Source organism: Frankia gtarii (assembly GCF_025403375.1).
Taxonomy (GTDB): Bacteria; Actinomycetota; Actinomycetes; order Frankiales; family Frankiaceae; genus Frankia; species Frankia gtarii.
Genome location: NZ_JAMPTM010000068.1, coordinates 20,007 through 27,411 on the forward strand (window position 1 = coordinate 20,007; position 7,405 = coordinate 27,411).

General features: G+C 71.9%; 9 protein-coding genes. 7 read left to right on the plus strand and 2 right to left on the minus strand.

The window, feature by feature from the left end; translation table 11 throughout:
- Nucleotides 1-209: 209 nt before the first annotated feature.
- Nucleotides 210-1,700: an NAD(P)/FAD-dependent oxidoreductase gene (locus NBZ83_RS12740; RefSeq protein WP_261567135.1), complete on the plus strand. Its 1,491-nt coding sequence runs from the start codon at nt 210-212 to the stop codon at nt 1,698-1,700.
- Between the two features lie 114 nt (nt 1,701-1,814).
- Here the strand turns inward: NBZ83_RS12740 and NBZ83_RS12745 are convergent, their stop codons facing one another.
- Nucleotides 1,815-2,264 carry a MarR family winged helix-turn-helix transcriptional regulator gene (locus tag NBZ83_RS12745; RefSeq protein WP_261567134.1) on the minus strand — a complete coding sequence of 150 codons (450 nt, stop codon included), beginning with the start codon at nt 2,262-2,264 and terminating at the stop codon, nt 1,815-1,817.
- A gap of 338 nt (nt 2,265-2,602) precedes the next feature.
- On the opposite strand from NBZ83_RS12745, the gene NBZ83_RS12750 reads away from it, so the two are divergent.
- From NBZ83_RS12750 to NBZ83_RS12760, 3 genes are all read left to right on the plus strand, one after another.
- Entirely contained in the window at nt 2,603-3,082 is a 480-nt protein-coding gene (locus NBZ83_RS12750) for a protein-tyrosine phosphatase family protein (protein WP_261575001.1), read from the plus strand.
- Between the two features lie 201 nt (nt 3,083-3,283).
- Nucleotides 3,284-3,673 carry a PPOX class F420-dependent oxidoreductase gene (locus tag NBZ83_RS12755; protein WP_261556197.1) on the plus strand — a complete coding sequence of 130 codons (390 nt, stop codon included), beginning with the start codon at nt 3,284-3,286 and terminating at the stop codon, nt 3,671-3,673.
- A gap of 204 nt (nt 3,674-3,877) precedes the next feature.
- Nucleotides 3,878-4,384, plus strand: a complete 507-nt coding sequence (locus NBZ83_RS12760) for a hypothetical protein (protein WP_261567132.1) — start codon at nt 3,878-3,880, stop codon at nt 4,382-4,384.
- 229 nt (nt 4,385-4,613) lie between these two features.
- Here the strand turns inward: NBZ83_RS12760 and NBZ83_RS12765 are convergent, their stop codons facing one another.
- Entirely contained in the window at nt 4,614-4,820 is a 207-nt protein-coding gene (locus tag NBZ83_RS12765; RefSeq protein ID WP_261567131.1) for a hypothetical protein, read from the minus strand.
- A gap of 409 nt (nt 4,821-5,229) precedes the next feature.
- Between NBZ83_RS12765 and NBZ83_RS12770 the strand changes: the two genes are divergently transcribed.
- The 3 genes from NBZ83_RS12770 to NBZ83_RS12780 all read left to right on the plus strand — a co-directional run.
- Nucleotides 5,230-6,096 (plus strand): class I SAM-dependent methyltransferase, encoded by an 867-nt coding sequence (locus NBZ83_RS12770; RefSeq protein WP_261567130.1) that lies wholly within the window; start codon nt 5,230-5,232, stop codon nt 6,094-6,096.
- Nucleotides 6,097-6,103: 7 nt separating this feature from the next.
- Entirely contained in the window at nt 6,104-7,156 is a 1,053-nt protein-coding gene (locus NBZ83_RS12775; protein ID WP_261567129.1) for a phosphotransferase family protein, read from the plus strand.
- Nucleotides 7,157-7,241: 85 nt separating this feature from the next.
- The coding region (locus NBZ83_RS12780; protein ID WP_261575002.1) for a TFIIB-type zinc ribbon-containing protein at nt 7,242-7,405 on the plus strand (164 nt) is incomplete at its 3' end.

Below are 7,405 nucleotides of genomic sequence, written 5' to 3' on the forward strand. Positions count from 1 at the left end.
CGGGCTAAGCCTACCGCCCGCCACCGAGAGTGTGCTCCACGCCACATAATCCGTGGCCGATGTTTCCGGCCCAGGGTGACGATGAACACGATCCAGTGGCCGGTATACGGCGGAAAATAGTTAGTGGAGACCGACGTGCTATCGGGGATAAGGTCTCCGCGGCGCCAACGGGCACCGCTGGGAGTCAAGAGGTTGAGCGGAGAAGGATCGTGAGCACGGACAGCGCCCGCACAGGGCATGCCAACGAACCGGAACGGCTCGAGGGGCGGCAGAGCTCCCCGCACCGCGTAGTGATCATCGGCTCGGGCTTCGGGGGCCTGTTCACCGCGCAGGCTCTTCGCAAGGCGCCCGTCGAGATCACCCTCGTCGCAAAGACAACCCACCATCTCTTCCAGCCACTGCTCTACCAGGTGGCCACCGGCATCCTGTCGGAGGGCGAGATCGCCCCGACCACCCGCGAGGTGCTCAGCCGCCAGGAGAACGCCCAGGTCGTCCTCGGCGACGTGACCACGATCGACGTGCAGGCGAAGACCGTCACATCGCAGCTGCTCGGCCGGACGACGGTCCACCCCTACGACAGCCTCGTCGTCGCCGCCGGCGCCGGTCAGTCCTACTTCGGCAACGACCAGTTCGCCACCCACGCCCCGGGCATGAAGAGCATCGACGATGCCCTCGAGCTGCGCGGCCGGATCTTCGGCATGTTCGAGCTCGCCGAGGGCTCGACCGATCCCGCCGACATCGAGCGGCTGCTGACCTTCGTCGTCGTCGGCGCCGGCCCGACCGGCGTGGAGATGGCCGGCCAGATCGCCGAGCTGTCGCGGCGCACGCTGCGGCGCGACTTCCGCAGCATCGACCCGACCAAGGCCCGGGTGATCCTGCTCGACGCCGCGCCCGCCGTGCTCCCGCCCTTCGGGGAGCGGCTCGGCGCGAAGGCCGCCGACAAGCTGGAGAAGATCGGCGTCGAGGTCCAGCTCGGCGCCAAGGTCGTCAACGTCGACGCCACCGGCATCGACGTCGAGGACAGTGACGGCACCCGCCGGCGGATCGACTCGGTCTGCAAGGTCTGGGCCGCCGGCGTCGCCGCGAGCCCGCTCGGCAAGCAGCTCGCCGAGCAGACCGGCGCCGGCATCGACCGCGCCGGCCGCGTCGAGGTCCTCCCCGACCTCACCCTCCCGGGCCACCCGGAGATCTACGTCATCGGCGACATGATGAGCCTCAACCGGCTGCCGGGTGTCGCCCAGGTCGCGATTCAGGGCGGCCGGCACGCGGCGAAGGAGATCCGGGCCTGGGTCGCCGGCAAGCAGACCGGGCACCCGTTCAAGTACAACGACAAGGGCAGCATGGCCACCATCTCGCGCTTCAGCGCGGTGGCCAAGATCGGCAACATCCAGTTCAGCGGCTTCTTCGCCTGGCTGGTCTGGCTGGCCGTGCACCTCGTCTACATCATCGGCTTCAAGCACCGCCTGACCACCCTGCTTCACTGGACGGTGAGCTTCATCGGCCGGGGCAGGTCGGAGCGCACGGTCACCCAGCAGCAGATCTTCGCCCGCGCGGCGCTGGAGCGGCTCGGGGAGAACTTCGCCCCGTCGCTGCCGCCCAAGGCCGGCGAGGCACCGTCCTGGACGGGCGCGGCCCGCTCGCAGGTACCGCCGCAGCCGAACGCCGCGGGCAGCGGAAGCCGGGAACCCTCCAGGGTCTGACCCGGCAGCCGAGTCACGCGCACCACGACCATCACGACCGCCCGGCGGGAGCGCTCCCGCCGGGCGGTCGTCGTCTGCCCGGGCCCCGCCTTCGGGATCCCGCGCAAACAGTCGTCAGGGGGCGGGGATCGCCCCGGCGGCCCGGGCGAGCAACTCGCGCAGAGTAGCGAGCTCGGCGCCGGTGAACGCGGCGGCGAGCCGGTCCTCGACCTCCCGGGCCGCGGCGTCAGCCCGCCGGAACAGTGCATGACCCGCCCGGGTCAGCCGGGTGACCAGCACCTGGGCATGCACCTCGGACGGCTGGCGCTCGATCAACCCCTTCGCCTCCAGACCGGCCAGGACGACGGCCATCGTCTGCGGGGTGACATGGCATTCCCGGGCGGCCCTCGCACCGGAGATGCCCGGCGCCGCGGCGATTGCGAACATCGCGGCGTACTGCGGGACGGTGAGGCCGAACGGCCGCAGAACCCGGGTCTTCTCGGCGATGAGCACCTGCTCGGCCCGCTTGATCGCCAGGCCGAGGCGCTCGGCTCCGGCGTCGACCGGGCGTGGTCTGGCGGCCACGGTCCTCACTGCGCCCGCTCGGCTCGGCTGGGGTGGGCGACCCCTGATGGCCAGAACGGCCATCCTCGTCCGAGGCTACCGCGGATCTACGAACCCATGACCGCTGCCCTGCGGCATCGAGCCTGCCACCATGCGACCGTCCGGGCCGGTGGTCTCCACCTCCGAGGGGGTCGGGCCATCCCCCACCGGTGCCGATTCCGTTCATGTCGATCCGGCCGTGGCCGGTCCGGGCTCGCCGGCAACAGGCCCGGCCGCGCCATCGTCGTCCGGACCGATCCGATCCGGCGAGAGCCCTGGCAGCCCCCGGCGTCGACCCCGAACGCGTACGCTTCGACCGCATGGGCGACAGCCATGTAGGCGACAGCCATGTAGGCGACAGCGGCACGTCGCTGCGCGGAGCGCTCCTACTGCCCGATGGCGGCTGGATCCGGCCCCGCGGGCTGCGTCACCCGCCGCCGTCCGGCCCGTCCCCCGAACGCGGCCTCTACCTGGGCGGCGCACGCCTGCGCCGGCGGCACGACGGAATGCTGACCTGGCCGCACGAGTGGGTCGAATGGCCGGACTTCCTCCTCCCGCGGGATCCGGTGGCGGCGGCCGCGCGCATACGCACGCTGCACGCGCATACGCGGACGTCCGGCCGGATCGAGATCGCCTGCGGCGGCGGGGTCGGCCGCACCGGGACCGTGCTCGCCTGCCTCGCCGTGCTGGCCGGCCTGTCCCCCGCCGACGCCGTCGCCTGGACCCGCGCGCACCATCACCCGCGGGCCGTCGAGACCCCCTGGCAGCGCCGCTGGGTCCACCGGTTCCCCAACCTCTGACGGCTCCCGGTCACATCCATCCCCTGCGCGTTGCGATGAGCGACCACATGGTGATCACTAAGGCTGTAGAGCCAGGGGTGATCACGAAACCGGGCGCGCCCCGCGGAAGGATACGTATGAAGATCTTTCGCGTCCGTTTCCTTCCCCCGGAAGGGCAGGAGCGGCGGGCAAACCATCAGGGTACTGATATACCATCGAGGTATGACAGTCATCCCCGAGAGCCATCGCGATCTGCTGGAGCGGCCGCTGTTCGGGCACCTCGCCACGGTCCGGCCGGACGGCACCCCCCAGGTGAACCCGATGTGGGTGCTCTGGGACGGCACGTTCCTGTGGTTCACGAACACCACGACCCGGCAGAAGTACCGCAACGTGACGGGGACCCCACAGGTGGCGGTGTCCGTCAACGATCCCGAGGCGCCCTACCGGTACCTGGAGATCCGCGGCGTCGTCGAGCGGATCGACCCCGATCCGAACGCCGAGCTGTTCATGCGGCTCGCCGACCGTTACTCGATGAAGCTCGACGGACCGCCCTCGGACGCGCCGCACCGGGTGGCCTACGCGGTCCGGCCGACAGCGGTCAGCTTTCAGTAATCCATCCGCTACCACGACCGGCAGGACCGTCCGCCTACACCCTTTCCTCACCGCGTTCCGATCTCGTTCACATCTGGCCGCCGCACTGTGGTGCCACCAGCGCGCCGCAGCGGCGCGCAACGCCTGCCCGGACGGCAACCTCGGCCCCATGGTCGGGCGGTCCGCGCGTGGCGTGACGGACACAGGCAGGGAAGGACGGCACAGATGCGCAGCTTCCTGACGGGGCGGATCGGCGCGGGTGTGGCAGCGGCGGGTCTGCTCGGGCTAGGGCTGGGGGTCGGCCTCGGGTTCAGCGGCACGGCCGCGTCCGCCGCACCGGCGGCACCCGCGGCACCGGCGGCGGACACCTCCTCGGCGGCGCGGTCGGTCCACGGCGACCATCCGAGGCTGGCCGAGGCGCGCCTGCGCCTGCGCGAGAGCAGGCTCGCAGGTCACGGTCTGCACGGCGAGGCGACGATCAAGACAGACAGGGGCTACCAGGTCGTCGACGGGCAGCGCGGCACGATCACCACGATCACCGCGACGTCGATCAGCCTCATCAGCGAGGACGGCTTCGCCGCCACGTATGTGATCAACGACGACACCAGGTTCCGCGCCGACGGGAAGGCCGCGAAGATCGCCGATTTCCACCAGGGCGCGGAGGTCGTCGTCGGCGCCACGGTCGCGGATGGCACCCGCACGGCGACGTCCGTCACCGATCCCAAGGGCTGACGTTCCCCGGCCGTCACGCGGGCGGCGTCGGGCCGCCGTCCACCGGGTGTCACGGCTTACCCGGCCGGCCGGCCTCCGGTGCCGGGCGGGTCCGGCGCCCGGACCAGACGGCACCGCGGGCACTCCGCGCCGGGCCGCAGCGTCGTTTTCAGGCCCGGCCGGGGTTGGCGGCCCCGATGCTCCGGGCACCGCAGGTAGAGAAAGTCCGCCTGTACCGGAAGAGACTTCTTCATGGCGGCGAAACCTTGCCGTTTCCGCCGCATTCCCGGCATTTAATGTTGGCATCACCGTCGAAGATTCCGTCGGTGTCGATCTCGGCCTGCGGGCGGGTCTGGTACCGCGTCCCGTTGCAGGACGGGCAGGTCATGAGGCCCAGGACGAGCTGCTCGTCGGGCGGCCGGAAGTACCGGCTCGATCTCTTACGCTCTCTCGCCACGAGACCGAGAGTGCACCGGCGCACCGAACTCCGTCCAGACCGTCCGGCCCACGGCAAACGGATGGGACAACACGTCGCCCGGCTGTCCAGCGGTTTACTCATTGCACGTCTCGTGCTTTTGATCGGTCATGTGCCGACCTCGGACGATTTTTCCCGCCACCGGTTACGGGCAGCCCGGCGGACCCTCTGGGAGGCCCCGCGAGGGCCCGGCAGGCCAGGGGGGAAGTTCGCGTTCGTCCCGGTCTCATACGATGACCGATTGACCGATCAGATCCATCACGACAGCCGCCGCGCGGTACGAAAATCCCGCCTGGCGATCCGGTGCCTCCGGCCGTCCCGGCTCGTGCCCGCCAGCCGGCGGCGCGGGCGCGCAGCGGCGCCGCGGGCGCCGGGAGAAGGACGAGGCAGGATGATCGACGGCGACCCCCGCGCACGGACCGACGCCCACGCACGGACCGACGCCCACGTACGCACCAACCGGGCCCGTTGGAACGAGATCTCCGACGACTACCAGCGGGTGAACGCCCCGCAGATCCGCCGGCAGGCGTTCACCGGCGACATCTCCTGGGGGCTGTGGGCGATCCCGGAGTCCAGCCTCGACGTGCTGGGCGAGGTCGCCGGGCGGGACGTGCTGGAGATGGGGTGCGGCGGGGGGCAGTGGTCGACGGCGCTGGTCCGCCGGGGCGCCCGCGCCGTCGGGCTCGACCTGTCGGAACGGCAGCTGCTGCACAGCCGCAAGCTCGCCGCGGACACCGGGTTGGCCTTCCCGCTGGTGCAGGCGAGCGCGGAGTCGGTGCCCTTCGCCGACGAGTCGTTCGACATCGTCTTCGCCGATCACGGCGCGTTTTCCTTCGCCGACCCGATGCGGTCGATGCCGGAGGCGGCGCGGGTGCTGCGACCGGGTGGCCTGCTGGCGTTCAGCCACGTCAGTCCGATCTACGAGATCACCGTGCGGCCGGGCCGGGACACCCCCGGCACCCGGCTGACCCGGGACTACTTCGCGCTGCGCCTGCTGACCGAGGCGGACGGCCTGGTCAGCGCGAACCTGCCCTACGGCACGTGGATCAGACTGTTCCGGGACTGCGGGCTGATCATCGAGGATCTGCTGGAGCCCCGCCCGCCGGAGCCGGTGTACGCGGGCGAGCAGGTGTACGACGTGGAGGCCACGGACGGCTCGACCCGGGACCGCGTCGAACAGCCCGAGCGGGCCGACGAGGCGTGGGCCCGGCGGTGGCCGTCCGAGTGCATCTGGCGCCTGCGCAAACCGGCGCTGTGACCTCGACGTGACCAACCCCGGCGGGATCGACTCGGGCGGGATCGACGCCGGCGGGATCGAGCCCGAACTGCTGGCCGGCATGGCACGGCTGGCCCGGCGGCTGCGCCCGGACGGGGCCGGCGGGCCGCCCACCGTGGTGTCACGCCGAAGCGATCGGCTGATCGTGCGCTGCGGCACGGTGGTCCTCAAGGCGCACGTAGCCACCGCCGACCCGGCACATCTGGCCGCCCGGCTGCGCTTCGCCGCCCGGCCCACGCCGCACCCGGTGCTGCTCGCCCCGCTGGAGCTGCCGCCCGGCCCGGGGACGTACACGGTCCGGATCGGCGACCATCAGGTCAGCGCCTGGCCCGCGGGAGCCCCCCTGGGAACGCAGGACGCCGACGACGCGCCCTGGGAACAGGCCGCAGCGCTGCTGGCTCGGCTGCACCGCGACCCGGTCGGCCGCCCCGAGCTGGCCACGCTGCCCCCGGCCACCGTGCTGCGCCGGCTCGTCGACCGGGTCGGCCGGTTGCGTCGCCATGCCGCGCACCCGCTGGCCGCACCGGTGCTCGCGGCCTGGGCGACGCTGAGCGAGACGTCGCCACCCTCGCCGCCGCCCGCGGTCCGCCCCGACCGGCCGACCACCGTCATCCACGGCGACTGGCACTTCGGACAGCTAGTCGCCCTGCCCGAGGTCGGCTGGCGGTTCATCGACGTGGACGACCTCGGGCTCGGCGACCCGGCCTGGGACCTGGCCCGGCCCGCGGCCTGGTTCGCCGCAGGCCTGTTGCCGGTGCAGCTGTGGGCGCGCTTCCTCGACACCTACACGGAGTCCGGCGGCCCGGCGGTGACCGACCGGGACGATCCATGGCCGGCGCTCGACCTGCCCGCGCGGGCCCTCACGGTGGAGTACGCCGCCACCGCCCTCGTCGACCACCTCGACGCCCGCCACCTCGACGCCCGCCCAGCCGATCGGCCGGACGCCCACCACGCGCAGACCGGCCTGGACGAGGTCTGCCTGGCCTTCGTCGACGCCTGCGCCCGCATCGCGGGGACCGCCGGCGACGCGTCGCAATCCTGACTGTGCAACGGATGATCTGACGACGGTCGGTACGCTACCCAGCGACGTCGGATGTCTCCCGCACACCGAACGGCAGGTTGCGCCCGTGAGCTACACGCTGCAGTGTCCCAAGTGCCACGCGATGATGCGGACTTACAACCGCAACGGCATCCAGATCGAGCAGTGCGACGGGTGCCGCGGCATCTTCCTGGACTATGGCGAGCTGGAGGCGCTCACCCGCTTGGAGGGGCAGTGGTCGCAGCCCGCCCC